This is a genomic window from Polynucleobacter sp. es-EL-1, assembly GCF_018687975.1.
Taxonomy (GTDB): Bacteria; Pseudomonadota; Gammaproteobacteria; order Burkholderiales; family Burkholderiaceae; genus Polynucleobacter.
This window is the reverse complement of sequence record NZ_CP061310.1, coordinates 1,238,712-1,263,629: the sequence shown is the minus strand read 5'-3', so window position 1 is coordinate 1,263,629 and position 24,918 is coordinate 1,238,712. Positions and strand designations below refer to the sequence as shown.

The following is a 24,918-nucleotide window of genomic DNA, read 5'->3' as shown; positions in this document are numbered from 1 at the left end:
TTGCGAATCAATATTACGGCGTTTATCGCCGGGGGTTCGTTTCTACTATTTTTGCCCAGTGTTCCTGAGTATTGGCAAAGCATTGCAATATTCATCGCTACGCTGAGTCTGCTGTTCTATTGGCTGAATTGGAGCTTATTAAGTCAGCCAATGCTGAACAAAGTCAGCTCTGTAATGCTTGCATGCTGCTTAGGCTTTGCTTGGAATGCGCATTATGCGCAGACCCGCCTCGATCAGATTCTGTCAACAGCCTATGAGGGAAAAGATCTGGTTATTGAGGGCAGGGTGAATGCTTTGCCGCAAAGCAATGCTAGCGGAGCAAAGTTTTCTTTTGCAGTGGATCAGGCGTTTCTAGATCAAGAAGAGATATATCCATTTCCAAATCAGATCTATCTGAGTTGGCAGCCTGCTTGGCGCAATCCTCAAAACATTCCTGAGATCATTCCAGGTCAGCGCTGGAGATTCAAGGCGAAGATGAAGAGACCTTATGGCTCTTTGAATCCCTACACTTTCGATTTTGAGCGCTGGTCCTTTCATCAAGACTATGGCGCCATTGGTTCAGTGCGCACTGGTGAGTTAATTGCTTCTCGTGAGATAGCCTGGACAGAATTTTCCATGGCAATGGAGTATCAGCGCTGGAAATTACGTCAAAGAATTGATCGCTTATTACCAAGAGATGCGCGCTATGGCGGAGTGATTGCCGCCCTGGTCATGGGAGATCAAAATGCCATTGACCAAGATGATTGGCGTGTATTTAATTCCACCGGAATCGGGCATTTAATTTCCATTTCGGGATTGCATGTCACAATGCTGGCAGGGGTTGGAGCAACCCTAGCTTCATGGCTATGGCGCCGAAGGTCCTTGCCTTTATATATCCCAGTAAGCAAGGTGGCCGCTAGCGCAGGATTTCTGACGGCATTTGTGTACGCATGGTTGGCAGGCTTTCAGATACCTGCGCAAAGAACCATGTATATGGTCGGGGTTGTAGCTTTTGCCATGTGGTCTGGGCGCGATCCTAGATCATTTGATATTTGGTGGTGGGCTCTGGCAATGGTTTTATTGATTGACCCTATGGCGCCCTATACGCCTGGCTTTTGGTTGTCTTTTGGCGCAGTCGCTGCAATTTTGTATGCCATGAAAGACTCAGAGGGTTTGCTTGGTATACCAACCGGCCAAGAATTAGCACTCCATTGGCGGCATCGTTTCTCGCAAGCAATACGTGAGGCCTGCCGCGTTCAAGCGGTGGTCACAATTGCTCTGCTGCCATTAACACTCTATTGGTTTTATCAATTCTCTATCGTATCGCCATTAGCTAATGCGTTTGCGATTCCGGTAGTGAGTTACCTCGTTACCCCTTTGGCTATTACAGGCGCACTCTTGCCAGAATTTATTGGTAAGTGGCTTTTAGTCTCGGCCCATGCCAGCATGGCTTATCTGGCAGCAATTCTCGATTGGATGGCTGGTTATAAATGGGCTATTGCCTTTTCTAGTCAGCCAACATGGTGGGCCTTGCTGATCTCTTTAGTAGGTATTGTGATGGCGATTCGTCCAGGCAATCTGAGTATGAGTTGGGCATCAAGATTGCTGGGCTTGGGGCTCTGCGCATGTCTATTGGTTCGACCTCTTGAGAACACTCGATTGGAGGCGGGAGAGTTTCAAGCCACCGTGTTAGACATAGGGCAGGGCACTGCAGTATTGATTGAGACAGCTCATAAAACCTTGCTGTATGACACCGGTCCCACTCAAGGAAAAGATAACGCTGGACAGAGAATTATTCTGCCTTTCTTGAGGGGGCGGGGTATCAATACAATTGATCGGATGGTAATCAGTCACAGCGATAGCGACCATATTGGTGGAGCTTCCACCTTACTCAAAGAGATTCGGTTTAACACCATGATGGGCTCATTACCCATCAACAATCCTTTATTAGCCAATCTATCTCAACGAAAGATTCCCAGTATTCCCTGTCGGTTTGGACAGAGTTGGATTTGGGATGATGTGGAGTTTTATATTTGGCATCCCCATGAGGCGAGTATCTTTGCAGAAAAGGCTTCCGGGAAGCCCAATGAGATAAGTTGTGTGCTAGAGGTGCGAAATAGTAATACCTCCTTTTGGTTAACGGGGGATGTGGAGCGGCAGGGTGAGGCAGAAATTACTAGTCGTTTGACTGAAACTGCACTTCATGGCTTAAAAGGCAAAGATCTGATTTTCATGGCACCCCACCATGGCAGCAAAACCTCTTCCTCTTTGGATCTTTTAAAAACGCTTGAGCCAGATATTGCTTTTGCTCAGAATGGTTACCGTAATCGCTATGGTCACCCGCATCCCACTGTGACGCAGCGGTATCGTACTTTAGCAATTCCTTTTCATCAAACGCCGCTCACAGGCGCTCAAATATGGACTTTTAGGGGAAACCATGGATTACCGAGATCTCAAGCGGTGTACTTATGGAGAGAGCAATCTAAGCGGCTATGGCATCGATAAGTTAAGTTACTGCATCCACCTGAAACAAATCTTCAAAAGAGGCGATGTTTTTAATGTGCTTATGCTTGAGCAGCTCTGGAGACTTCGGATCAATGACAAAGGCTTTATCGGCCAGTAACAACATATCGAGATCATTTAAATGGTCTCCAATAGCCCAAACTTCAACAAAACTGGGTTTATTGGTTTTGGAGAGAAAGCGTTTAATTACATTGCTTTTGCAAGGTTGTAAATTGCCGTGACTACGATCGGGGTAAAAGTCTTTATTTAGATTGAGCTCCCCACTGCAGATATCGTTTCTAAATTTGAGGGTGTGAGCAATCGCAAAATCGGCAAAAATTCTTTTGCGCATGATTTCTGCGGCAATGAAATAGCTATCTGATATCAGTCCAACCATAAAGCCATTACGTTTCATTTGATTTACAAATTCAATGACGCCTGGCTTAATCGGCATATTCATTGCTACTTTTTCAAATTGAGTGCGATGGGTAAATTTAAATATTTCTGCAATCTGCTGGCTGCGCGTAGCAGCATCATTTTGTGAGACGTCGAGCAGGGCATCTAAAGTTTCTTCTGTATGGGTAAAGGCTGCTAGATCCTTAATAAATCGATTGGGTGTAATGGTCCCATCCATATCTAGCAGGACAACCTTACGCCGATCTTTACGACGGTTGATAATGTAATCAAATGAGGCAGATGCCAGCCTTTGTTCCTCATACATTTCAGAAATTTGCTCCACATGCAGTCTGCCGGCATGACGAGAGTAGTGGTGGATCACACGGGCAACTTCATTAGCCATTGTGGTCAGATCAACCAAAGGCTGGCTGTCATGCTCTAAAGAGCCAATATCTACTTCGCAAATACGCGCACCTTTTAAATGGGCATCAATTAGCAATCCAATATCTACTCCATAGCCTGATTCAAAGGTCAGTTTTTTTAGTAAGGAGGCTCTGGCGGCAATGATTCCACCCAGCGGTTGTGAAATTCCAGCTAACTCCGGAAAAAATACCTTGAGCATTGGCTTGGCAGTTAATTCGGTGACTCGCCCGCCGCCTCTGCCAAATTTTGCTTTCACAAAATCAGCTTCATCTGCGATGAGTGGAGCAATCATCTTGCTGATAATATTTTCTTCTAAGCCAGAAAGATCGCCATCTAAAAATACGACATACTCATTATTGGCAACTTCTATTCCATCTTGCATGGAGGCGCCCTTACCCAGCATTGAGCTGGTAAATACCTGTGCTCCAGCTGAGCGGGCTATTTGAGCGGTAGCATCAATTGAGCTGTCATCAATCACAATCACCTCCCCGGTGAATGTGTCCTTTTGTGCGTAGTGGATGACTGATTCAATAGCCTTCTCTTCATTGAGTGCCGGGATGATCACGCTACAAAGCTCTGGAAGTGGGGCGCTACTTTGGATAGATACTTCCTGTTTGCGCAAAATCTCTTTGCTGGACTGAACTGCAAATTGGGATTGCGTGCGAAGAAAATAATTTAATTTTCTCCATAGACGCATTAGAAAAACTTTCATGCTGTTCTCCTGTGGAGATATCTGAAGTGAAAGTATACCTAGCGAATGCTGATCTTCTGTCGATTTATGGCAATGAGCCTGATTCAACGCTCTAAGTCTATGATTTTTTATAATTTATTCATCCATAGTCGACTGAAAATAGATTTTTTGCATCATGAAATTGCATATATATCAAAAAGTATAAAATTGTCGCAATGTTCTTCAACAAGAAAAATTTGATCCTTGCTATTTGCATTTTCATTGTTACCTTTAAGGTAATGGCAGGAAATATTTTTATTCAGAGCGCGGTAGAGCGTGCCTGCCTTCATTCTTACACATGCACTGATATTGAATTAGGTGCAAAGTCTTTATCAACAGCTGAAGTAGCAAGTGATGAAGAGCCTGTGTACACATTATTTTTGATGTCACACGTTACGGGAAATGTAGGGAGCGCATCCTTAGATCTTCCCATTCCTTCAGATTTTCGATCTGCTTATAGACTTGCCGAGGATAGACTTATCCTCGGCGATATAGCGGACTGTCCCTACAAGCCACCCAAAGCCTAATTCCCTCGAGACCGCCATTGTGGTTTAGCCACATTTGGCCATGGCGATATAGGCCATGTATATGCATGGTCATTCTGTACTGAGGACTCTTGTATTTCTTATTCGGGCTTACAAGAGCTATTACTAATTAGCAAATTGCTTCACGAATGAAGTTATTTGCTTAGGATATTTGGGTAAAAATGAAAAAATTATTATTAATCGCTTCTATTTCTGCAGTTTTTTTATTAGGCGCTTGTGCGAGCAATGAAAGTCCTTCTGCGCAGTCAAATATAGCAAGTAGTCAGCCTAAGCCACCCAGTAAGACCTCAAAGACTGCTCCTGCGCCACTGCCAAGAGACGATATTCAAAATGAAATTGCTCAGTGTGTTCAGAAAGTCAATGAGGGTAAAACTGCTCAATCTGTGGATGGCACTATTTTTGCCTTAGACCCCGCCAATCCAAGCTCAAAATTTTTATATTCATCGCCTAATAAATTAACTGCAGATGAAGCTGTTTTGCTGGCCAAGTTCAAGCGAGAAACCCAAAAATGTAGGCAGATCGCAAAGAAAATTCAGAATCCAGCGCTGCGTAAGGTTTATCAAAATTACTTTGCAAAGATTGATCGGGTATATGACGATTTAATCTATAAAAAAATTACGATCGGGGTTGCCAATCAAGAGCGTTCATTATTAATGAACCAATTTAAGACCCAATTTCTTGATGTCTTAAATAAATAAATCCCTTGCCATGACTGCTAGATACCGTTTTACCTGTCGAGCTTGTGGGTTTAATTGCATCAGCTCCTTTGGTAAGGAGAGGGATGTGTACTGTACCCATGTCGTTAAGTTTTGCCAGAAGTGCCATTCCGTTGCCACGTATACCGTTCCAAACGCATTGGGTCTGAGTGAGCGCTTAAATTGCACCCAATGCCACGAGTCTGATTCATTGAAGGATTGGGATGGCATTGTCTGCCCACTATGCGGAAAGGGCTTGCATGCCTCTGGCAAAGATGTAGACCGATTTAATTGAGTTGCCATGACATTGCTTACAAAGAAATAAATAAATTGCTTATCCCTTCAATTTTAGGATTGATACTTGCTGGTTCTGCTGCAACAGAATTGAAGTCTGATGCCCGGCGAGTCAAATTACTAACTTCGCCTCCAGCCTCTGATTGCAAGCATCTAGGTGATGTCACAGGCGGTCAGGGTAATTTCTTTACAGGTTATTACACATCCAATGCAAATCTTCAGGCTGGGGCGCTTAATGATTTGAAGAATTAGGCGGCTGCTATGGGGGGCAATGCCTTATATATCTTTTCAAATAGCACAGGTCTTAATAGCGGCACCCAAGTAAGTGTTACGGCAACTGGGAATGCTTTTTGCCTGCAAGAATTAAGAAGACCTTAACTCTTTAAATTGGCGATGAAGAAGCAAGACGGCTTTCTATACATCCTCGGCCATCCATGTCGCACCTTTTCAGACTATGGTGTAGGGGATGATGAACACCTATTCAAAATTGGTGTCACCACTCGAACTGTCAATATTCGATTGAAGCAACACAACACCGACTTTAAAAAGCCTGCTGGGAAGGTAGTTCATGAAACTGGAGAACTATGAGAGGTGCATGAGGTTTACTCGGTTCAGAATGTGTATGTGGCAGAAAGTATGTTTTGGAAAAACACTAAATATGCTGATATACCATTCATGGGCGGTGTGGAAATCATAGCCATGAAGCCTGAGGAGGTTCAGAAGGCTATGGATGCGGTTTTAAAACTTTCTGATGGTGCAACAAAAGTTTCAATGCTGGCAGGTATCCCTGAAGGATTTCGAAAAGAAGCCTAATTCAACCCTTGAAAGCCTCTTAAGGGTAAGTCAATTTTTTTCACTGGGAATAACTTGATAAGATAAGGTAATTACAGGAAAAAATGAAAACAAAACTCTTAATCTCGGCATTGAGCCTAATAGCAACATCCGCTTATGCTCAACCATCAATGCCTGCTGGTGCATCACCATCAGCGAATAGACCTGAAGTGTCTCGTCAAGCAACCCCATCTATGCCTCAACCAGCAATGCAAAGACCAGCACCACAGCCTGCTGTAGGAGCTACTGGTGGTACTGGCGGTAACGGCGGAAATGGTGGCTTGATAATGGGTAATGGCGGAAATGGTGCAACACCAAAGCCTTCGGTCACTATGTACAACGGTGTAGGTCCATTGCCTGCGAATGTTGTAAGGGCTCCAACTCCTGTTGGTGCTAGTCAAAGCGCAACGCAGGCTCAGGTTGAGGCTGTAGTTCAGGATAGGAAGGCCCAGGCTCAATCTAATGCTCAGTATAGAAAGTCTGATGCTCAGACTAATGCTCAGGAAAAATTAGCGCCGTATTACACAGGCGACGTTGATGTCCCTAGCTGGAGTGGGTACCCGCCGAGCCACCCAGCATTGGGGGGAAAACTTGAGGAGGTAATATATGTTGCTGCACCAGTAACTCCAACTACTGTTGGTGCTACTGGTGTTAGAACACCAACGCCTCCAATGCCTGCCGATGATGCAAAAGGTCCAACTAGTGTTGGTGCTACTGGTGTTACAACACCAATGCCCCCATCGCCTGCCAATAATGTAAAAGGTCCAAATAGTGTTGGTGTTGACATTGACTATAACGATATGGTTATGAGATTGGTTCCGCATATATGATGCAAAAACTCCCACTAGTGCTGGGGCTGGTCGCCACGTTGGGCTTGTTGGCAACATCTGTTTATGCGCAACCTGGACCAGGACTTCGTAACGAAGTAGGTGTGACTCCTCCAACAGTTAGAGCCGACACTCCTCGTGAATCGGCACCTTCTATGCCTCAACCGGGAATTCAAAGACAGGAGCCACAATTCATTGGTGGTCCACAGCCTTCCGTGAGTGGTGGTAATGGGCCACCAACTGGATGTAATGCATCGGGTGGAAACTGTACCGGTGTAACTGCACAGCCATCCGTCAGTCAAATTATCGCGCTGCCAGTTCCTTCGGTGACCATGTACAACGGAGTGGGTCCATTACCTGCCAATGATGTAAAAAGTCCAACTAGTGTTGGTGCTAGTCAAAGCGGAGCGCAGGCTAGGGCTGAGACTAAGAGTGAAAGGCAGACTAAGAATGAGACGGAGCGAATGGCTGCTGCGATTGTAGCGAGCGAATTAGTGATTCTGTACAACACAATACCGTCTGTTGGTGTGCCACCTCCAACAGTCAGAGCTGAAATGCCTCGTGAAGCAATACCACTACCTGCGAATGATGCAAAAGCTCCAAATAGTGTTGGTGCTCTTCTCGGTAGCGGTGAAAATGGCGGTAATGTCGGCTTGACAGCGAGCCAAAATAGTCTTACTGGCGTTATTACCGTTACTGGCCCTAATGGTGAGACACGGGAGTCATGTGGAATGGATGCTTGCAATCCACCTCCAACTCCAACTCCACCTCCACCTACACCTTCACCTTCACCCGTCAAGCAACGGGCTCAGGCTCAGCCTCAGGCTCAGAATGAGGCTGCTCAGAAGGCTCTGGCTCTGGCTGGTGGTGGTTCTATTGGTGGTAATGTTGCTGCTACTGGTGTTTCAACACCAATGCCTCCAATGCCTGGCAATGATGCAAAAGGTCCAACCAGTGTTGGTGCTACTGGTCTTGCAACACCACTACCCAGAGGAGTAGGGCCGACGCCTTTGAAAAATGACGATGTTGGAGCTAATCCGCAGATAGAAAATCAATTAAAAATATTTGTATCTCCATTGATAGACCAATAATAGAATTACCTTGAATGTCTCTTGGTTGAAAGCAAATTTTTTACTGGCAAATAAGCAATACAAAGGCAAAAGGCTAAAGAATAAGAGTTTGCTTTATTTAAAGAAGTCTTGGAGTTTGAAGCAAGACATCGAAGGCTTAAAAAGAGAAATATTGACTTAAATTCAATACATAGCCAATACATAGACTTGAAAAGCAAAAAGGCTTCAAAGACATAATCGCCTTAGAAGCCTTCTACTTGTTTGGTTGCGGGGGCAGGATTTGAACCTACGACCTTCGGGTTATGAGCCCGACGAGCTGCCAGACTGCTCCACCCCGCGTCTGAAGCTGAAATTCTACCATTTTTTACCCCGTCCTGTCGAGTTAAACCTTTAATTTCACTTGAAAAAAGGCCTTTTTGGGGAGAATGAGGCTCCGAAGGCAGGCTGCATAAGGAGTAACATATTGCCATGCAACATCACTTAAGGTTTTGAGATGTCTATTAGTAATCCAGAATTTTCAAGTTCCACGCTGCTTAATCCCGTTGAGGTTCACGGACCAGAGGGCGAGCAAAAGAAGAGTCTTGGCGTCATGATGCTGGCGGCAATTGGTGTGGTCTTTGGTGATATTGGTACAAGCCCGCTTTATGCCCTCAAAGAATGCTTTGATGCTGAGCATGGCATCGCCTATTCTCCAGAAGCTCTATTTGGGGTCATCGCAATGATGATTTGGGCGCTGATCTTGGTGGTGACTGTGAAATACATCTCCTTTGTGATGCGTGCCGACAATAGAGGCGAGGGCGGCGTTCTCTCGCTCATGGCATTGGCTTTGCGCTCTTTTGATGGTAAGTCTAAAAGCCACTTCTTTTTTATGATTATTGGTATGTTGGGAGCTTGCATGCTCCTGGGTGAGTCGGTGATCACGCCCGCAATTTCGGTTTTATCAGCTGTAGAGGGTATAGAAATCGCTGCTCCTGCACTTCACCAATTTATTATTCCAATTTCCTTGGCTATCTTATTAGCCTTATTTCTCATTCAAAAGTATGGCACGGCAACGGTTGGTAAATTATTTGGACCAATCACCTTAATTTGGTTCTTTAGTCTTGCAATCCTGGGTGCAGTCAACATTGGTCAAGCTCCTGAGATCATTGCTGCTTTTAACCCAATGTACGCTATTCGTTTTGTGATTGATCATCCTACGACTGCTTATATTGTGATGGGTGCAGTAGTCTTGGTAGTAACTGGTGTCGAAGCACTTTATTTAGATATGGGCCACTTTGGTAAATCACCTATTCGCTACGCATGGTTGTTCATTGTTCTGCCGAGTTTGCTCATTAACTATTTAGGTCAAGGCGCGCTACTGCTATCCAATCCTGAGGCCATCAAGAACCCGTTCTACTTAATGGTCCCTGACTGGGCTCTTTGGCCTATGGTGGGTTTAGCTACGGCAGCAACTGTCATTGCCTCTCAAGCGGTGATTTCAGGGGCATACTCTTTGGTTAGCCAGGCGATCTTATTAGGCTTTATGCCGCGGATGAATATCTTGCATACTTCGGACTCAGAGCAAGGTCAGATTTATATTCCGATTGTTAATTGGACCCTATTATTTATGGTAGTGGTAACCATCATTGAATTTAGGGAGTCCGTAAACTTAGCTGCTGCATATGGTATTTCAGTGACATCCACTATGCTGATCACCACTATTCTGTTAGCAGTAGTCATGTTCCGCGAATGGAAGATGAATATTTTTTTAGTCAGCGCCATTACCGCTGCCTTTTTTATAGTCGATTTAGCTTTCTGGACTGCAACGCTTATTAAGATTAAAGATGGTGGTTGGTACCCGCTAGCACTCGGATTGCTTTGCTTTACCTGCTTGATTACCTGGTTCAGAGGCCGTCAAATTTTGCGCAAGCGTGCGATGGATGAAGGTATTCAATTGGGTAGTTTTATTGAGTCATTACTCAAGCATCCACCCCATCGGGTTGAAGGTACAGCAGTTTTCCTAACAGCCCACGTAGATTACTTGCCCGTTTCTTTCCTGCACAACTTAAAGCACAATCATGTGCTTCATGAGCGAGTGTTCTTTTTGAAGGTGAGCATTTGGGATGTGCCTTATATCAATGACGAAGATCGCATCACCATGAAAGACTTGGGCGGTAATATCCATGTGGTTCGTGCGGTATATGGTTTTAAAGAGACACCAGATATGGGCACTATCATTCATCTCATTGAAAAAACCTTTGGCATGAAGTTTGATCTCATGAATACCTCTTTCTTCCTATCGCGCGATACGATTATTCCCTCAGCTATTCCGGGTATGGCTATTTGGCGTGAGCGTTTGTTTTGCTGGATGTATCAAAATGCTGCGCGTCAATCGGACTTCTTTAGAATCCCTGCCAATCGATTGGTTGAGCTTGGGGCAAAGGTAGAGATTTGAGAAAGCCTTTTTCTTTTTCTGCGGCTAGCTCTTTAGGTCTTTTATTCCTGCTGAGTACATTGTCTTGTTTGTCTATGGCGACGCCGGCAGAAGAGGCGGAGCTGGAGCAGCTCAATCAAATTGAGCGGGAGCTTGAGGTGCAACGTGATTGGGCAAAGTACCGCTGGGAAAAAACCAATTCAGAGTGTTATCAAAAGTATTGGGTGAATCGTTGCCTTAGCGAATCCCGTGCCGAGTATCGAAGAGAGATTGATCCTATTCGTGCTCAAGAGGTTGAATTGCATGAAGTTCAGCGTAAATTGCGTTCCAGTCTCAAAGATCAGCGCGATGCCAAGAAGATTGCAGAACGCGCATCCGCTGAAAAGGCTGCTGAGCGTGCGGCTAATCAAAAAGAATTTGAAGAAAAGCAAAAAGCTGCTGCAGCTCGAGCGGCAGACTTAGAAGAACGTCGTAAAGATGCGCCTAAACGCGCTCAAGAAAATAAAGCGGGCACTCAGCTCGATTAATACTTTGGCCAAAATTAAAACAATCTATATTTGTCAATCTTGCGGCGGTACCTCTGCAAAATGGCAGGGCCAGTGCCCTTCATGCCAAGCTTGGAATACGCTCGAAGAAGGCTTGCCTGAGGTCAGCTCCAATACGCGCTTTCAGGGCTTGGCGCAATCCCTGCCAAGGCAAAAACTATCAGCTATTTCTGCCGAGGATCTGCCGAGATTTAGCACTGGAGTTGAAGAGTTTGATCGCGTCTTAGGGGGTGGCCTTGTACCTGGTGGCGTAGTGCTTTTAGGTGGTGACCCGGGGATTGGTAAATCTACACTGCTACTGCAAGCACTTGCTGAAATGAGTGCTTCGGGCATGAATGTCCTCTATAGCAGTGGCGAAGAGTCTGCTGCGCAGATTGCCCTGCGCGCTAAACGCATTGCTTTAGATGCTCCTCGGCTTGAAGTGTTAGCAGAGATTCAATTAGAAAAGCTTTTGTCCATTATGGACACCGTAAAGCCGCAGGTATTAGTGGTTGATTCGATTCAAACTTTGTACTCAGAAGTCCTCAGTTCAGCGCCTGGTTCTGTTGCGCAGGTGCGAGAATGTGCTGCGCAGTTAACGCGAGCAGCCAAGTCCAGCGGCATTTGCGTGTTGATGGTGGGCCATGTAACCAAAGACGGTCACTTAGCTGGTCCCCGCGTTCTAGAACATATTGTCGATACTGTCCTGTATTTTGAGGGAGATACCCACTCTTCCTTTAGATTGGTACGTTCAATTAAAAACCGTTTTGGTGCTGTCAATGAGTTGGGTGTTTTTGCCATGACAGAAAAAGGTTTGCGAGGCGTTGCCAATCCTTCTGCGATTTTTCTGTCGCAACATGCAGAAATGGTTCCCGGTGCTTGCGTATTGGTAACACAAGAGGGCAGTCGCCCTTTGCTGGTAGAAATTCAAGCATTGGTAGATACGGCGCATATTCCGAATCCAAGACGATTGGCGGTAGGCCTTGAGCAAGCCCGCCTAGCAATGCTCTTAGCAGTGTTGCATCGTCATGCAGGCGTAGCTTGTTTTGATCAAGATGTCTTTTTAAATGCGGTTGGCGGGGTCAAAATCTCTGAGCCTGCAGCAGACTTGGCAGTCTTATTGGCTATCCAGTCTTCGATTCGGAATAAAGCATTGCCAAAAGAGTTGATTGTTTTTGGTGAAGTAGGCTTGGCAGGTGAGATTCGTCCCTGCCCACGAGGTCAGGAGCGCTTGAAAGAAGCGGCTAAGCTAGGCTTTACTGTAGCCATTATTCCGAAGGCCAATATGCCCAAGACCAAGATTGCTGGCTTAACGGTGATACCCGTAGAACGCATTGATCAAGCTATTGCGGCAGCAGCAGAACTAAGTCAATAAATTTATAGTTGACGTAAATCTTCTGCTTGTATGAGTAACACTTGCTCATCCCCAGCTGATACTTCCATCCAAATCACAGGAATTTGTGGGAAGGCATTTTTAAAGTTCTCATATTCGTTGCCAATCTCAATGAGAAGTGCCCCACGCTCAGATAAGTAGTCAGGTGCACCAGCAATAATTTTTCGAATCAAATCCATACCATCGTCACCACCAGCCAACGCTAATGCGGGTTCTGCATGGTATTCAACAGGAAGCGCGCTCATCGAAGTAGAGTTCACGTAAGGAGGGTTGCAAATGATCAGATCAAAGAGATTGTCATCATGGGGTTCAGGCAATGCTTCCCATAAATCTCCTTCAAATAATTCCACCTGTGTACTCAAACCATGACGGTCAAGATTTCTAGAGGCTACTGCTAAGGCAGGCAGACTAATATCGGAAGCGCTGACATGAATATCCGGGCAGGCTAAGGCGAGCAAAATAGCTAAGGAGCCATTGCCCGTACAAAGATCTAAGGCTTTTCCATCTGCAGGTAGCCAAGGTTCAAGAGACCCATCCACAATGAGCTCAGCTATCCAGGAGCGAGGAACAATACTCTGCTCGCTAGCGTAAAAGGGCACACCCATTAACCAAGCCTCTCCCAGAATATAGGCCAGGGGCTTGCGGGTAGTGATACGTGAATGCGCAACTTCTTGAGCAGCAGAAATTTGATCTGCATGTAGGATTTGATCTAAATGATCTAAGGCCTCTGCTGGGCTGAGATTGCATTGCTTGCTGACAATCCACAAAGCCTCGCTGCGCGCATCAATTGCACCATGGCCATAAAACAAATCAGCGGATTCAAGTTGTTGCGTTATTTGATCAATACATTGATCAAGGGTAAGGGATTGCGCAGGCTCAGGATCCATGGATTTAGGCTAATGATTAAGCAACGAGTTGCTCAAGTGTTTTGCGATAGATGTTTTTGAGTGGGACAACATCGTCAATAATGACGCACTCATTAATCTTATGGCTAGTCGCATTTAGGGGACCAAATTCGACAACCTCTTTGCAAATCTTGGCAATGAAGCGACCGTCACTAGTACCACCAGTGGTTGATAGTTCGGTATTGAGTTTGGTTTCTGATTTGATGGCTTTACGTAGGGCGCCGGCAAGAGCGCCATCACCTGTAATAAAGGGGCTGCCACCCAGTACCCAATCAATTTCAAATTGCAGACCAGCGGCAGTCAAGATTTGCTCTAGGCGACTGCGCAGGCTTTCTGGGGTGCTCTCGGTAGAGAAGCGGAAGTTGAAATCAATCGTTAATTCACCAGGAATAACATTGTTTGCGCCTGTGCCAGCATGAATATTGGAAATCTGAAAACTGGTTGGCTGGAAATATTCATTGCCTTGATCCCATTCGGTATCCACTAAGGCCTGAATGGCTGGTGCCGAGAGGTGAATAGGATTCTCGCCAAGATGCGGGTAAGCAATATGCGCCTGGATGCCTTTGACGCGTAGCTTTCCAGAGAGAGAGCCGCGACGACCATTCTTAATCATGTCGCCCAATTGATCTACTGAGGTTGGTTCGCCAATCACACAGTAGTCCAAACGCTGGCCATGCTTTTGCAGTCGATCACACATGATGACTGTGCCATCATTCGCTGGCCCTTCTTCATCACTGGTAATTAAAAAAGCAATTGAGCCCTTGTGATTGGGGTGTGTAATGACAAATTCTTCTGTGGCCACTACAAAACCCGCCAGAGAGGTCTTCATATCTGCCGCACCGCGACCATACAGCATGCCATCGCGAATGGTTGGCGTAAAAGGGTCGCTCTCCCATTTTTCAAGTGGGCCCGTAGGAACGACATCGGTATGGCCAGCAAACATCAGCACCTTACCCTCGTCTCCAGCGCTCCCTTTTTTGATTGCCCACAAATTTGTTACCTGAAAATTGTCAGGACCACTGACTACACTCTCAGTGTGAAAGCCAATAGCTTGTAATCGTTTTGCAATCAGTTCCTGGCAACCCCCATCGGCTGGGGTAACTGAACGACAAGCGATCAGGGCTTCAGTTAACTCAAGGGCGGCGCTCATGATTTGGCTCTAGGGCTTAATCGCGTAAAAGTTCGTTGATGGCAGTCTTTGCCCGAGTCTGCGCGTCTACCTTCTTCACAATCACGGCAGCATAGAGGCTGTACTTGCCGCAAGCAGAGGGAAGTGAGCCGGGAACAACCACTGAACCGGCAGGAACGCGACCGTAATGGATTTCACCGGTTTCGCGATCATAGATCTTGGTACTTTGGCCGATATAGACGCCCATGGAGAGCACAGCGTTTTCTTCAATAACCACGCCTTCAACAACCTCAGAGCGAGCCCCGATAAAGCAGTTATCTTCAATAATGACCGGTCCAGCCTGAATTGGCTCTAAAACACCGCCAATACCAACGCCGCCAGAAAGATGCACGTTTTTCCCAATCTGAGCACAAGAGCCGACAGTTGCCCAGGTATCAACCATGGTGCCTTCACCTACATAGGCGCCAATATTGACGTAAGAGGGCATTAAAACCGCGTTTTTACCGATAAATGAGCCACGACGTGCCATTGCAGGCGGAACCACACGGAAACCGCCATTGGCAAAGTCTTCTGCAGTGTAGTTTTCAAACTTGCTAGGCACCTTGTCGTAAAACTGGGTATAGCCACCAGCGCCCATGGGTTTGTTATCTTCGAGGCGGAAAGAGAGCAAAACGGCCTTTTTCACCCATTGGTTTACCTCCCACTTACCCACGCTACGGCGTTCAGCCACGCGAATGCTCCCAGTGTTAAGGCCCTCTAGGACGGCGTTCACGGCATTGCGAATTTCCCCAGAAACGGCCTCTGGAGACAGGTTTGCGCGGTTTTCCCAGGCTTGTTCAATGATGCTTTGTGGTGATTTGCTCATGCTTTTTAGTTAACTATCAGATTGTTAAGGGATTTTGGCCCTGGATATAGATTGATCATTATATCGGTGGGGCAAAAACCCGTGTAAAGACCGCTAAGCTTGCTATCATCTTCCCACTTTAGTGTGAATTTTTACCCCCTTTATTTGAACCCCTTTTTTCCCTGCAAAGTACGCCGTGCAACTGAAATCCATCAAACTTTCCGGCTTTAAGTCTTTCGTCGATCCCACCCATTTTGAAATGCCTGGTCAGTTGATCGGGGTTGTGGGCCCTAATGGTTGCGGAAAGTCAAACATCATTGACGCTGTCCGCTGGGTCCTGGGTGAATCTCGCGCAAGTGAATTGCGCGGCGAATCGATGCAAGACGTTATTTTTAATGGCTCTGGGTTACGAAAACCATCTGGGCGTGCCAGCGTCGAACTCATTTTTGATAATGCTGATGGACGCGCACAAGGGCAGTGGAGCGCATTTACCGAGTTAGCAGTCAAGCGTGTATTAACCCGGGATGGTAATTCGAGCTATTACGTCAACAATCAAGTAGTGCGTCGTAAAGATATTCAAGATATTTTCTTGGGTACAGGTATGGGTCCAAGAGGCTACGCCATCATTGGACAGGGCACCATCAATCGCATCTTAGAAGCTAAACCAGAAGAATTACGTGTTTTCTTAGAGGAAGCGGCCGGTGTTTCTAAATATAAAGAGCGTCGTAAAGAAACCGCTTCACGCTTAGAAGACACCAAAGAGAACTTAGTACGCGTTGAAGATATTTTGCGTGAGCTTGATCAGCAGCTTACTCGCCTAGAGAAGCAGGCGACCGTTGCGGAGCGCCATGCTGAACTCTCTACCGAGATGAAGTCTCAGCAGCAACTGTTGTGGTTTGTACGCCAGACTGAAGCTGGTAAAGAGCAAGAGCGTCATGCTAATGGTATTCGAGATACGCAGGTTGGCCTAGAGGAGCAGACTGCAAAACTTCGCCATGCTGAGACAGAATTAGAAACGATGCGTACTGAACAGTACGCATTACAAGACAAGGTATCTCAAGCGCAAGGTGATCTGTATCAAACCAATGCGGATGTGAGTCAAGTTGAATCACAGATTCGCTATGTTCAAGAAGCGCGTCAACGTTTGCAGCAGCAATCACAAGATCTACAAGCGCAACTTCAGCGCTGGACTGTGCAAGAAACAGATGCAGCCCAAGCACAACGCACTGCAGAGCATGAACTCAGTCTTGCAGCTGAAAAAGAGCAAAGCCTATTGGCAGATTTGGGTGGCTTACAAGATCAGATGCCTGGTCGTGAAGAGGCATACCAAGTTACTGCGCGCGCACTAGAAGATGCGCGTGAAAACTTAGCGTCAATTGATCAGCGCCTTGCCAGTTTAGGTGAGCGCCTCAAGGCAATCACCGCTCAACTGGAAGAATTGAAAGGGCGCGATACGCGTCTTGAGGCTGAACTTGCTGGAATGCGCAGACCTGATGCAGAGGCTTTGCAAATGGCGATTGATCGCCACGCTATGGCGCAGCGCAAGGTGGATGAGGCGAGACAAAAGGCGGGTGAAGCCCAGCAGCGCGTACCTGCTACTGATGAAGCTCGTAATACGGCGCAGCAACAGATTCAGGTGGCTAATCAAGAGCTAGCCCAAACTGAGGCTAAGCTCACAGCATTAACTGCTTTGCAGGCTAGCGTTCAAGCTCAGGGCAAGATTGGTCCTTGGCTTGAGAGCAAAGGACTCAAAGAGAGTAAGCGTCTATGGCAAGAGCTTAAGGTGGAGAGTGGCTGGGAAGCTGCTTTGGAGTCGGTTTTGCGCGAACGCTTAGCGGCTGTTACTGCCAAGAGTATTCAAGAGACACTTACCTTAGCCAATGATGCACCTCCAAGCCGTTTGGCTATTTTATTAACAGAAGAAATTGCACCTGCGCATACTAATGCGCCCGCAGATTTTGTTCCGCTGCTCACTCGTGTGCAAAGCGCAGGTTCTGCTCGTGTTTCATCAGTACTACAAGAGTGGCTAGACAATATTTATATTGCCAATAGCCTGGAAGATGCATTGCATCGTCGTGAGAAATTACCTGCTGGCGGCGCTCTAGTAACTCAAGAGGGTCATTTGGTTAGTCGTGTTGGGGTGCAGTTATATGCCGCCGATTCTGAGCAGGCCGGTATGTTGGCCCGTGCTCAAGAAATGGAAGGTCTTGAGAAGCAATTACGTGCACAGCGCTTAATTCAGAGTGAGTTACAAGGTGAGTTAGATCAGTGCGTTGCTAATTACCAAGCTGCACATCAGGCAGCAGAACAAACCCGCATTGCTGCAGAGCAAGCAGTGCAAGAGGTGCATGGTTTTGAGGTTGAGAGAATGCAGTTAACTCAAGCCGAGGAAAAGTACAGCCAACGTGCACAGCAGATTCAGGGTGAGTTAAGTGAATTGCGCCAACAGATTGAGCAGTTAACCCAAACTCAGGAACAGTCATCGGAAGAACTTGCTCAGTCAGAGGAGGCTAAACAAGGTCTTCAAGAAAATCTTACAGTTGCTCAAGAAAAACTGGAGTTGGCAACCCAAGAACGTGATCATTTACGCGAAGCATTGCGCGCTGCAGAGATGTCTGCGCAAGAAGCAGCATTTGCAACACGCTCACTTCAGCAGCGCATTGCCGACTTGCAGCGTGATCAAAGTACTGCACGCGTGCAGATCATGGAAATTCAAGATAAGCAGGCGACTTCTGAGCAAGAGCTTGCTGGTTTGAGTGATGAAGAGGCGCAAGACAAATTACAAGGTTTACTACTGGCTCGAAGCGCTCGTGAGGCGGCTTTAGCTAATGCCCGTACTGAGCAAGATGCCTTATTGCATCAGCTACGCGAAGCAGATGAAGTACGTATGCAGATCGAGCGTAGCTTGCAACCGATGCGCGATAAAGTAGTCGACTTGCAATTACGTGAACAAGCTGCCCGTTTGAATTATGAGCAGTTTGCAACCTTGCTCTCTGATGCAGAAGCTGATCTCATTGCACTTGAAGCGAGCTTTAGCTCCGACCTGAAGGTAGGCGCCTTGCAAAGCGAGGTCAATCGCCTCAATACTGAGATCCAGTCTTTAGGCCCAGTCAATATGGCTGCTCTAGATGAGTTGGCAAGCTCTCGTGAACGCAAACAATTCTTAGACGCTCAGTCTGCAGACTTAAATGAAGCGATGCAGACATTGACAGATGCGATTGCAAAGATTGATGCTGAAACACGGGATTTGTTACAAGGTACATTCGATCAGGTCAATGCCCACTTTGGAAAACTCTTCCCAGAGTTGTTTGGTGGCGGTCATGCCGAGTTGGTAATGACTGGCGAGGAGATTTTGGATGCGGGTGTTCAGGTGATGGCGCAGCCTCCAGGTAAGAAGAACAGCTCTATTTACCTCCTCTCTGGTGGTGAGAAAGCATTGACTGCAATTGCGCTGGTCTTCTCCTTATTCTTACTAAACCCTGCACCATTCTGCTTGCTTGATGAGGTGGATGCCCCGTTAGATGACGCAAACACCTTGCGTTATGCGCAGCTAGTAGCCAAAATGTCAGACAAGACTCAGTTTTTGTTTATTTCACATAACAAGATCACTATGGAAATTGCCCATCAGCTTATTGGTGTCACGATGCAAGAGCAGGGTGTCTCCCGTATTGTTGCGGTTGATATCTCATCTGCAGTGTCTATGGTGGAGGCCGCTTAAGTGGATCTAGAGCAAATCATGACAATGCTGGGTTTGTCTGACTTGCAATTCGCTTTGGCGGTCATCGGTTTACTGATTTTGTTATCAGTAGCCATCTTCAACTTTAAATATGCTCGTAAGCGCCGTAATGAAAAGCGCTCTACAGATTTTTCTGGGGAAGGTCAGGTTGTACGCGAACCTTCTTTTGGTGCAGGATTTGCTGACCCTCAGGAGCGTTCTGAACCCTCTTTTGGCGGCGTGGATATTGCTGCTACCCCTGAAAAATTCTCTATCGATCCGCGCATTGATTGTGTCATTACATTGCGTTTTGATGAGGCTATTGGTGGCGCTGAGATCCTAGAAGAGATCAATGCTTGGGCTAATGAGTCAGGCACCCTGACTGCACGTTGGATGTGCGAGGGTTTGAATGCAGATGTTGATGCTGCGCAGGACTGGGAGGAATTACATCCCGAAGCTACTTATTCAGAGTTGCAACTGGCGATTCAGTTGGCGAGCCGCCGTGGCCCGATTGGCGTTTTAGAGCTCTCTGACTTTTGCTCGAGGGCTCAAGCCCTTGCTGATACCTTAGGCTCTCAAATTGATATGCCTAGCGTCAATGCTATGCTGGAGAGCGCAAAAGAGCTTGATGCTATGGCTGCCGAAAGTGATATTCAGCTGAGCATTAATGTACTGCTTGATGAGCCCTGTCCTTGGGCAAACTTTGATGCGTTGATGCGTCAGCGGGGCTTTCAGGTATCTCGAAATGGTCGTTACTACGAGTTCTTGAGTAATGGCGCGATGATTTTTGTCAGTGCGGAGTTAGATCCAAATCAGCCTGTGAAGCAATTGACACTATTGCTTGAGGTACCGCTCGTGGCTGCCCATGAGCGTGCCTTTGAACGGATGCTGGGTGAGGGGGTTGAAATCGCTCAAGCGGCACATGGACGCCTAGTTGATGACAATGGCATCAATCTTACCGAGGCGGCGGTTATCAGTATTCGTCAGCATCTTGACGTGTTGTACGCCAATCTTGAGAAGAGTGGTATTGCTGCAGGCTCTTCTACTGCTAACAGACTCTTTAGTTAAGGAGCTGTTTTGTCGCTTGCTAGTCCGACAAATTTAGCGGATCGATACGCATTCTTACAAGCTGAGCTAGCTCGCTTAGAGCACGCCTATTACGTGCTGGATAACCCCATCGTTCCTGATAGCGAGTACGACCGCCTCTATCGCGAGTTACTTGATATCGAAACTGCACATCCCGAGTGGGTAACTTCAGATTCACTCTCGCAAAGGGTGGGTGGTACTGCGTTAAAAGAGTTTGATTCAGTTGCCCATGCCGTGCCGATGCTTTCTTTAAACAATGCGTTTGAAGATGCTGAGTTGATTGCCTTTGATCGACGTTGCCGTGAGGGCTTGCATGTTGATCATGTAGATTACGCAGGCGAACTCAAGTTTGATGGTTTGGCGATCTCGCTTCGTTATGAAAATGGCTCCCTAATAAGAGCAGCAACTCGGGGGGATGGTGCTAGCGGTGAAGATGTCACTGCCAACATCAAAACGATTCGAGCTATTCCACTCAAACTCACTGGAACAAATATTCCACAGGTATTAGAAGTCCGTGGTGAGGTATTTATGTATCTCGATGATTTCCAAAAGATGAATGAGCATGCAATAACTCATGGTGAAAAAGAGTTTGCCAATCCTCGCAATGCTGCTGCAGGTAGTCTGCGTCAACTAGATTCTAAAATCACTGCTAAGAGACCATTATCTTTCTTTGCTTATGGGCTGGGAGCACTTGAACCACAATCGTGGCTTCCCAAAACCCATGAAGAATTGCTTAACGCTTACGTCAAGCTGGGTTTGCCAGTTTGCTCAGAGCGTAGGGTACTTCACTCCGTAGAGGAAATCTTGGCTTTCTACAACGAAGTTGGTGCCAAACGCGATTCTTTGCCTTATGACATTGACGGTGTTGTCTACAAGGTTAACTCCTTTGCAGAGCAAGCCAAGTTGGGATTTGTTTCTAGAGCTCCTCGCTTTGCTTTAGCTCACAAGTTTCCAGCGCAAGAAGCCTTAACTACCGTTCTTGGCATTGATGTGCAAGTGGGACGTACAGGCGCCATTACTCCAGTCGCAAGACTTGCTCCAGTAGAAGTAGGCGGTGTTACCGTCACTAATGCAACCCTTCATAATGAAGACGAAGTAAAGCGTAAAGATGTTCGTATTGGTGACACGGTTTCTGTGAGAAGAGCAGGTGACGTAATTCCGGAAGTAGTTTCGGTTGTGAAAGAGCGTAGACCTGCTAATGCAGCAGAGTTCGTAATGCCAACAAACTGCCCTGTATGTGATTCACATATCGAGCGCTTGGCCGACGAAGCAGTGGCCCGTTGTAGCGGTGGATTGTTCTGCGGAGCGCAACGGAAACAAGCTTTAATTCATTTTGCCCATAGAAGAGCGATGGATATTGAAGGTCTGGGAGAGAAGATTGTGGATCAATTGGTTGATCACAATCTGGTGAGAACTCCTGCCGATCTTTATCGCTTGGGTTTTACCGCCATTGCGAACCTAGAGCGCATGGGCGATAAATCAGCCGATAACTTGATTCAAGCGATTAACCAATCTAGAAACACGACCCTAGCCAGATTTATTTTTGCCTTAGGTATTCGTCATGTGGGCGAGACCACTGCCAAAGATTTAGCTAATCACTACCAATCCATGCACGCCCTGATGGATGCCAGTCTCGAAGACTTGCTAACGGTTAAAGATGTTGGTCCCGTAGTGGCTGACTCTATTACCAGCTTTATGCAAGAAGCGCACAATCGTGAAGTGATTGAGCAATTACTCGCTTCAGGAATGCAGCTCTCCGTAGAAGAAAAAGTCATCAGCGCCGCAGTAGCAGGTAAAACCTTTGTACTCACGGGCACATTTCCGACGATGACAAGAGATGAGGCAAAAGACTTGCTCGAAAAAGCAGGTGCCAAAGTGGCTGGATCAGTCTCCAAAAAGACTGACTATGTAGTTGCTGGAGCAGACGCTGGCAGCAAACTCACTAAAGCAGAAGAACTTGGTGTGCCAGTCATTGATGAGGCAGCCATGTTGGAGTTATTGGCTTAAACCCCTAACGCTTCTAATAATTCTGTCTCTAGCAAGATCTGCAATTTAGGATTCTTACTCAAGTTAGCGGCATCAAGAAGAAATACGTCCTCAACCCGTTCACCCAAGGTATTGATGCGTGCGGTATGCAATGAAACTTGGTGCTTTGCCAATACTCTGGAGACTGCATAAAGTAGTCCGGTACGATCGCTGGCTGAGAGTGATAGGGCATAGTACTGGCCACGCTCATCCGGGATCATATGCACGCGCGGCTGGATTGGGAAAATACGAGATTGCCGAGAGAGCCGTCCCATGCTTGGTGAAGGCAATGGATCCGTGTTTTGCAAGGCAGCAGTCAGCTCGAATTCCACTAACTGAATAAGATCTCGATAGCTGCCGCCCTCATCAACCAAATTACTACCTGAGATCTGGAATGTATCTAAAGCATAGCCATGTTTAGTTGTATGAATGCGGGCATCCCAAATCGAGAAGCCATGACGCTCAAAATAGGCGCAAATTCTAGCAAATAAGTCTTCTTGGTCTTTAACATAGACGGCAATCTGGAGGCCTTCGCCAACCGGGGAAAGACGGGCTCGCACAATTGGCACCAGGCTATCTACTTTATTAAATAAATGGCGGGTAAGCCAGGCAATATCGGCCGCATCTTGACGTAAGAAAAAAGCAACATCTAATTGTTTCCAGAGATTTTCGTAAGCCGCATCTTCAATGGCGTAGAGACGCAATTTTGCTCTCGACTCTTCTTGATGTTGGGCAAGCTCAGATGAGGCATCGGGTTTTGCCCCTCCCAATACTCTGAGTGTTACGCGATAAAGGTCTTCTAAAAGCTTACCTTTCCAAGCATTCCATACTTTAGGGCTGGTTCCACGCACGTCAGCCACCGTTAAAAGATAGAGGGCAGTAAGGTGGCGCTCATCACCCACTTGTTTGGCAAAGGCTTTAACAACATCCGGATCGGTGATGTCTTGCTTTTGAGCCACTTGACTCATCTTGAGGTGTTCAGACACTAGCCATACCAATAACTCAGTATCAGCTTTATCTAGACCATGATCTTTTGCGAACTTACGCATATCCGCTTTGCCCAGTTCAGAGTGGTCGCCACCACGCCCCTTAGCAATGTCATGAAATAGGGCAGCAATAACTAACAACCAAGGCTTCTCAAAGTGAGCGATAAGGCTGCTGCAAAATGGGAACTCATGGGTATGCTCGACTACCATGAAGCGGCGGATATTTCGCAGCACCATGAGAATGTGTTGGTCTACTGTGTACACATGAAACAAGTCATGCTGCATTTGCCCAACAATTTTTCTAAAGGCAGGCAGGTAGCGACCCAGCACGCTGGTGCGATTCATTAACTGGAAAGCACGACTAACCCCTTCAGGCTCTTTAAGGATTTGCATAAAGAGTGAGCGATTAACAGGATCCTTGCGCCATTTGCTATCCATTTTTTGACGTGCGTTATAAAGCGCTCTAAAAATAGTGGCAGAAAGACTTTTTACATTTTTAGTTTGTGCAAATACCAGGAAGGTACGCAGAATTTTTTCTGGGTGCTTCTGAAATAACTGCGGGTCGGTGATATCGAGAACCCCTTGGCGCTCAATAAAGCATTCATTACCTGCACCAGCTATGGGATGAGTGGTTTTAGATTCTTGGGGAAAGAGTAGTGCCTCAATATTTTGCAGAAGTACATCATTGAGCTGATTGACTGCTTTGGCTGCCCAGTAGTAGCGACGCATGATAGCTTCACTAGCTAGGCGGGAAGACTCTTCTTTGATGCCCATGGCTGCGGCAAGTGGCGCTTGTAAATCAAAAGCCAATACATCTTGCCGGCGTTTGGCGAGTAGATGTAAGTTAGCACGCAGAGTCTCTAAAAAACGTTGATTGCGATTGAGCTCAGTTAATTCCCGTTCGGTAATCAGGCCAGCAATACTCAGGTCCTTAAAAGTATTGCCTAAGTGGGCTGCTTTGCTAACCCAAGAGATCACCTGTAAATCTCGTAGTCCACCAGGGCTCTCTTTGCAGTTGGGCTCTAGAGAATAGGGCGTGTCTTGATATTTGTAGTGTCGTTGAATTTGCTCGGCTAATTTAGCTTGAAAAAAAGTTTTAGGATCTAAAGCTTTTTCATAGGCAGCCTCAAACTCTTTAAAGAGGACTTTTTTGCCGCAAATCAGCCGCGACTCCAATAAAGAAGTGCGCACAGTAATATCTTGTTCGGCTTCTGAAATACATTCTTTAACCGTTCTTACAGATGAGCCGATCTCTAATCCGGTATCCCAGCAGAGGGCTACAAATTTTTCAATCTTGCTAGCGAGAACTTCCTCAAAGAATTGTTTATCTTCTGGAAGCAAAATCAAAATATCAATATCCGAATAGGGAAACAGCGCCCCACGACCAAAGCCGCCAACTGCAATCAGAGCTGCATCTGACTGCAAATCACAGGTATTCCATAAGCTCACCAGTAGTTGGTCGCTAAGCTTGCTTAGTTGCTTGGTGAGTCTGCCAACGACTTGATGTTCTTTAAATTGTGCGTAGGCTTCTTCACGCGCTGCTTTAAGACTGACTACATCCGTAACGGATGTAGTTCTAGTAGGTGAGCGGGACATGATGCCGGGG

20 protein-coding genes and 1 tRNA gene are annotated in these 24,918 nt (G+C 46.5%); 15 read left to right on the top strand and 6 right to left on the bottom strand.

Going from position 1 to position 24,918, the window contains the following annotated elements; translation table 11 throughout:
• Positions 1 to 2,484 (top strand): DNA internalization-related competence protein ComEC/Rec2, encoded by a 2,484-nt coding sequence (locus FD974_RS06455; protein WP_371817105.1) that lies wholly within the window; start codon positions 1 to 3, stop codon positions 2,482 to 2,484.
• 1 nt (position 2,485) lies between these two features.
• Here the strand turns inward: FD974_RS06455 and FD974_RS06450 are convergent, their stop codons facing one another.
• On the bottom strand, positions 2,486 to 4,012 hold the full coding sequence (locus FD974_RS06450) for an HAD-IB family phosphatase (protein ID WP_215363558.1): 1,527 nt from the start codon (positions 4,010 to 4,012) through the stop codon (positions 2,486 to 2,488).
• A gap of 257 nt (positions 4,013 to 4,269) precedes the next feature.
• Here FD974_RS06450 and FD974_RS06445 point away from each other — a divergent pair, with 257 nt between their 5' ends.
• From FD974_RS06445 to FD974_RS06410, 8 genes are all read left to right on the top strand, one after another.
• The gene (locus tag FD974_RS06445; RefSeq protein WP_215363556.1) at positions 4,270 to 4,557 is read left to right on the top strand and encodes a hypothetical protein; all 288 of its coding nucleotides are present in this window, start codon (positions 4,270 to 4,272) and stop codon (positions 4,555 to 4,557) included.
• Positions 4,558 to 4,736: 179 nt separating this feature from the next.
• Complete coding sequence (locus FD974_RS06440; protein WP_215363553.1) at positions 4,737 to 5,273, top strand: hypothetical protein; 537 nt, start codon at positions 4,737 to 4,739, stop codon at positions 5,271 to 5,273.
• 85 nt (positions 5,274 to 5,358) lie between these two features.
• Complete coding sequence (locus tag FD974_RS06435; protein WP_215363550.1) at positions 5,359 to 5,565, top strand: cytochrome c3 family protein; 207 nt, start codon at positions 5,359 to 5,361, stop codon at positions 5,563 to 5,565.
• 35 nt (positions 5,566 to 5,600) lie between these two features.
• Entirely contained in the window at positions 5,601 to 5,816 is a 216-nt protein-coding gene (locus tag FD974_RS06430; protein ID WP_215363548.1) for a DUF4156 domain-containing protein, read from the top strand.
• A gap of 141 nt (positions 5,817 to 5,957) precedes the next feature.
• Positions 5,958 to 6,152, top strand: coding sequence for a GIY-YIG nuclease family protein (locus FD974_RS06425; protein ID WP_215363545.1), 195 nt, complete (start codon positions 5,958 to 5,960; stop codon positions 6,150 to 6,152).
• Positions 6,153 to 6,188: 36 nt separating this feature from the next.
• On the top strand, positions 6,189 to 6,377 hold the full coding sequence (locus tag FD974_RS06420) for a hypothetical protein (protein ID WP_215363543.1): 189 nt from the start codon (positions 6,189 to 6,191) through the stop codon (positions 6,375 to 6,377).
• Positions 6,378 to 6,460: 83 nt separating this feature from the next.
• Positions 6,461 to 7,225, top strand: coding sequence for a hypothetical protein (locus FD974_RS06415; RefSeq protein ID WP_215363541.1), 765 nt, complete (start codon positions 6,461 to 6,463; stop codon positions 7,223 to 7,225).
• Positions 7,222 to 8,313 carry a hypothetical protein gene (locus tag FD974_RS06410; RefSeq protein WP_215363539.1) on the top strand — a complete coding sequence of 364 codons (1,092 nt, stop codon included), beginning with the start codon at positions 7,222 to 7,224 and terminating at the stop codon, positions 8,311 to 8,313. The genes FD974_RS06415 and FD974_RS06410 overlap by 4 nt, the downstream gene beginning before the upstream one ends.
• Before the next feature lie 241 nt (positions 8,314 to 8,554).
• Here the strand turns inward: FD974_RS06410 and FD974_RS06405 are convergent.
• A tRNA-Met gene (locus tag FD974_RS06405) sits at positions 8,555 to 8,631 on the bottom strand.
• A gap of 250 nt (positions 8,632 to 8,881) precedes the next feature.
• Here FD974_RS06405 and FD974_RS06400 point away from each other — a divergent pair.
• The 3 genes from FD974_RS06400 to radA are packed head-to-tail and all read left to right on the top strand — an operon-like array spanning position 8,882 to position 12,604.
• The gene (locus FD974_RS06400) at positions 8,882 to 10,726 is read left to right on the top strand and encodes a potassium transporter Kup (RefSeq protein WP_251374686.1); all 1,845 of its coding nucleotides are present in this window, start codon (positions 8,882 to 8,884) and stop codon (positions 10,724 to 10,726) included.
• A complete protein-coding gene (locus FD974_RS06395; protein WP_215363534.1) occupies positions 10,723 to 11,232 on the top strand; it encodes a hypothetical protein in 510 nt (169 codons plus the stop codon). Before FD974_RS06400 ends, FD974_RS06395 begins: the two co-directional genes overlap by 4 nt.
• A 4-nt stretch (positions 11,233 to 11,236) precedes the next feature.
• The gene (gene radA / locus FD974_RS06390; RefSeq protein WP_215363532.1) at positions 11,237 to 12,604 is read left to right on the top strand and encodes a DNA repair protein RadA; all 1,368 of its coding nucleotides are present in this window, start codon (positions 11,237 to 11,239) and stop codon (positions 12,602 to 12,604) included.
• Between the two features lie 2 nt (positions 12,605 to 12,606).
• Here radA and prmB read toward each other — a convergent pair whose 3' ends face one another.
• The 3 genes from prmB to dapD are packed head-to-tail and all read right to left on the bottom strand — an operon-like array spanning position 12,607 to position 15,521.
• Positions 12,607 to 13,509: a 50S ribosomal protein L3 N(5)-glutamine methyltransferase gene (gene prmB, locus FD974_RS06385; protein ID WP_215363530.1), complete on the bottom strand. Its 903-nt coding sequence runs from the start codon at positions 13,507 to 13,509 to the stop codon at positions 12,607 to 12,609.
• Between the two features lie 16 nt (positions 13,510 to 13,525).
• The gene (gene dapE, locus FD974_RS06380; protein ID WP_215363528.1) at positions 13,526 to 14,677 is read right to left on the bottom strand and encodes a succinyl-diaminopimelate desuccinylase; all 1,152 of its coding nucleotides are present in this window, start codon (positions 14,675 to 14,677) and stop codon (positions 13,526 to 13,528) included.
• A gap of 16 nt (positions 14,678 to 14,693) precedes the next feature.
• Positions 14,694 to 15,521, bottom strand: coding sequence for a 2,3,4,5-tetrahydropyridine-2,6-dicarboxylate N-succinyltransferase (gene dapD, locus FD974_RS06375; RefSeq protein WP_215363526.1), 828 nt, complete (start codon positions 15,519 to 15,521; stop codon positions 14,694 to 14,696).
• A 175-nt stretch (positions 15,522 to 15,696) separates the two neighbouring features.
• On the opposite strand from dapD, the gene smc reads away from it, so the two are divergent.
• Genes smc through ligA form a run of 3 tightly spaced genes read left to right on the top strand, consistent with a single transcriptional unit; the run spans position 15,697 to position 22,308 of the window.
• Positions 15,697 to 19,218, top strand: a complete 3,522-nt coding sequence (smc, locus tag FD974_RS06370) for a chromosome segregation protein SMC (protein ID WP_215363523.1) — start codon at positions 15,697 to 15,699, stop codon at positions 19,216 to 19,218.
• An 18-nt stretch (positions 19,219 to 19,236) separates the two neighbouring features.
• The gene (locus FD974_RS06365; RefSeq protein ID WP_215363519.1) at positions 19,237 to 20,283 is read left to right on the top strand and encodes a cell division protein ZipA C-terminal FtsZ-binding domain-containing protein; all 1,047 of its coding nucleotides are present in this window, start codon (positions 19,237 to 19,239) and stop codon (positions 20,281 to 20,283) included.
• A gap of 9 nt (positions 20,284 to 20,292) precedes the next feature.
• Positions 20,293 to 22,308 (top strand): NAD-dependent DNA ligase LigA, encoded by a 2,016-nt coding sequence (gene ligA / locus FD974_RS06360; RefSeq protein ID WP_215363517.1) that lies wholly within the window; start codon positions 20,293 to 20,295, stop codon positions 22,306 to 22,308.
• Here the strand turns inward: ligA and FD974_RS06355 are convergent.
• Positions 22,305 to 24,908, bottom strand: coding sequence for a [protein-PII] uridylyltransferase (locus FD974_RS06355; protein WP_215363514.1), 2,604 nt, complete (start codon positions 24,906 to 24,908; stop codon positions 22,305 to 22,307). The two genes, ligA and FD974_RS06355, sit on opposite strands and share 4 nt — an antisense overlap.
• Between the last annotated feature and the right edge of the window lie 10 nt (positions 24,909 to 24,918).

What these genes read in the sequence shown, in the direction of transcription:
- FD974_RS06450 (WP_215363558.1), bottom strand. Translation starts at nt 4,012, where the DNA reads ATGAAAGTTTTTCTAATGCGTCTATGGAGAAAATTAAATTATTTTCTT.
- FD974_RS06445 (WP_215363556.1), top strand. Translation starts at nt 4,270, where the DNA reads ATGGCAGGAAATATTTTTATTCAGAGCGCGGTAGAGCGTGCCTGCCTT.
- FD974_RS06440 (WP_215363553.1), top strand. Translation starts at nt 4,737, where the DNA reads ATGAAAAAATTATTATTAATCGCTTCTATTTCTGCAGTTTTTTTATTA.
- FD974_RS06425 (WP_215363545.1), top strand. Translation starts at nt 5,958, where the DNA reads ATGAAGAAGCAAGACGGCTTTCTATACATCCTCGGCCATCCATGTCGC.
- FD974_RS06415 (WP_215363541.1), top strand. Translation starts at nt 6,461, where the DNA reads ATGAAAACAAAACTCTTAATCTCGGCATTGAGCCTAATAGCAACATCC.
- FD974_RS06410 (WP_215363539.1), top strand. Translation starts at nt 7,222, where the DNA reads ATGATGCAAAAACTCCCACTAGTGCTGGGGCTGGTCGCCACGTTGGGC.
- FD974_RS06400 (WP_251374686.1), top strand. Translation starts at nt 8,882, where the DNA reads ATGATGCTGGCGGCAATTGGTGTGGTCTTTGGTGATATTGGTACAAGC.
- prmB (WP_215363530.1), bottom strand. Translation starts at nt 13,509, where the DNA reads ATGGATCCTGAGCCTGCGCAATCCCTTACCCTTGATCAATGTATTGAT.
- dapE (WP_215363528.1), bottom strand. Translation starts at nt 14,677, where the DNA reads ATGAGCGCCGCCCTTGAGTTAACTGAAGCCCTGATCGCTTGTCGTTCA.
- dapD (WP_215363526.1), bottom strand. Translation starts at nt 15,521, where the DNA reads ATGAGCAAATCACCACAAAGCATCATTGAACAAGCCTGGGAAAACCGC.
- FD974_RS06365 (WP_215363519.1), top strand. Translation starts at nt 19,237, where the DNA reads ATGACAATGCTGGGTTTGTCTGACTTGCAATTCGCTTTGGCGGTCATC.
- FD974_RS06355 (WP_215363514.1), bottom strand. Translation starts at nt 24,908, where the DNA reads ATGTCCCGCTCACCTACTAGAACTACATCCGTTACGGATGTAGTCAGT.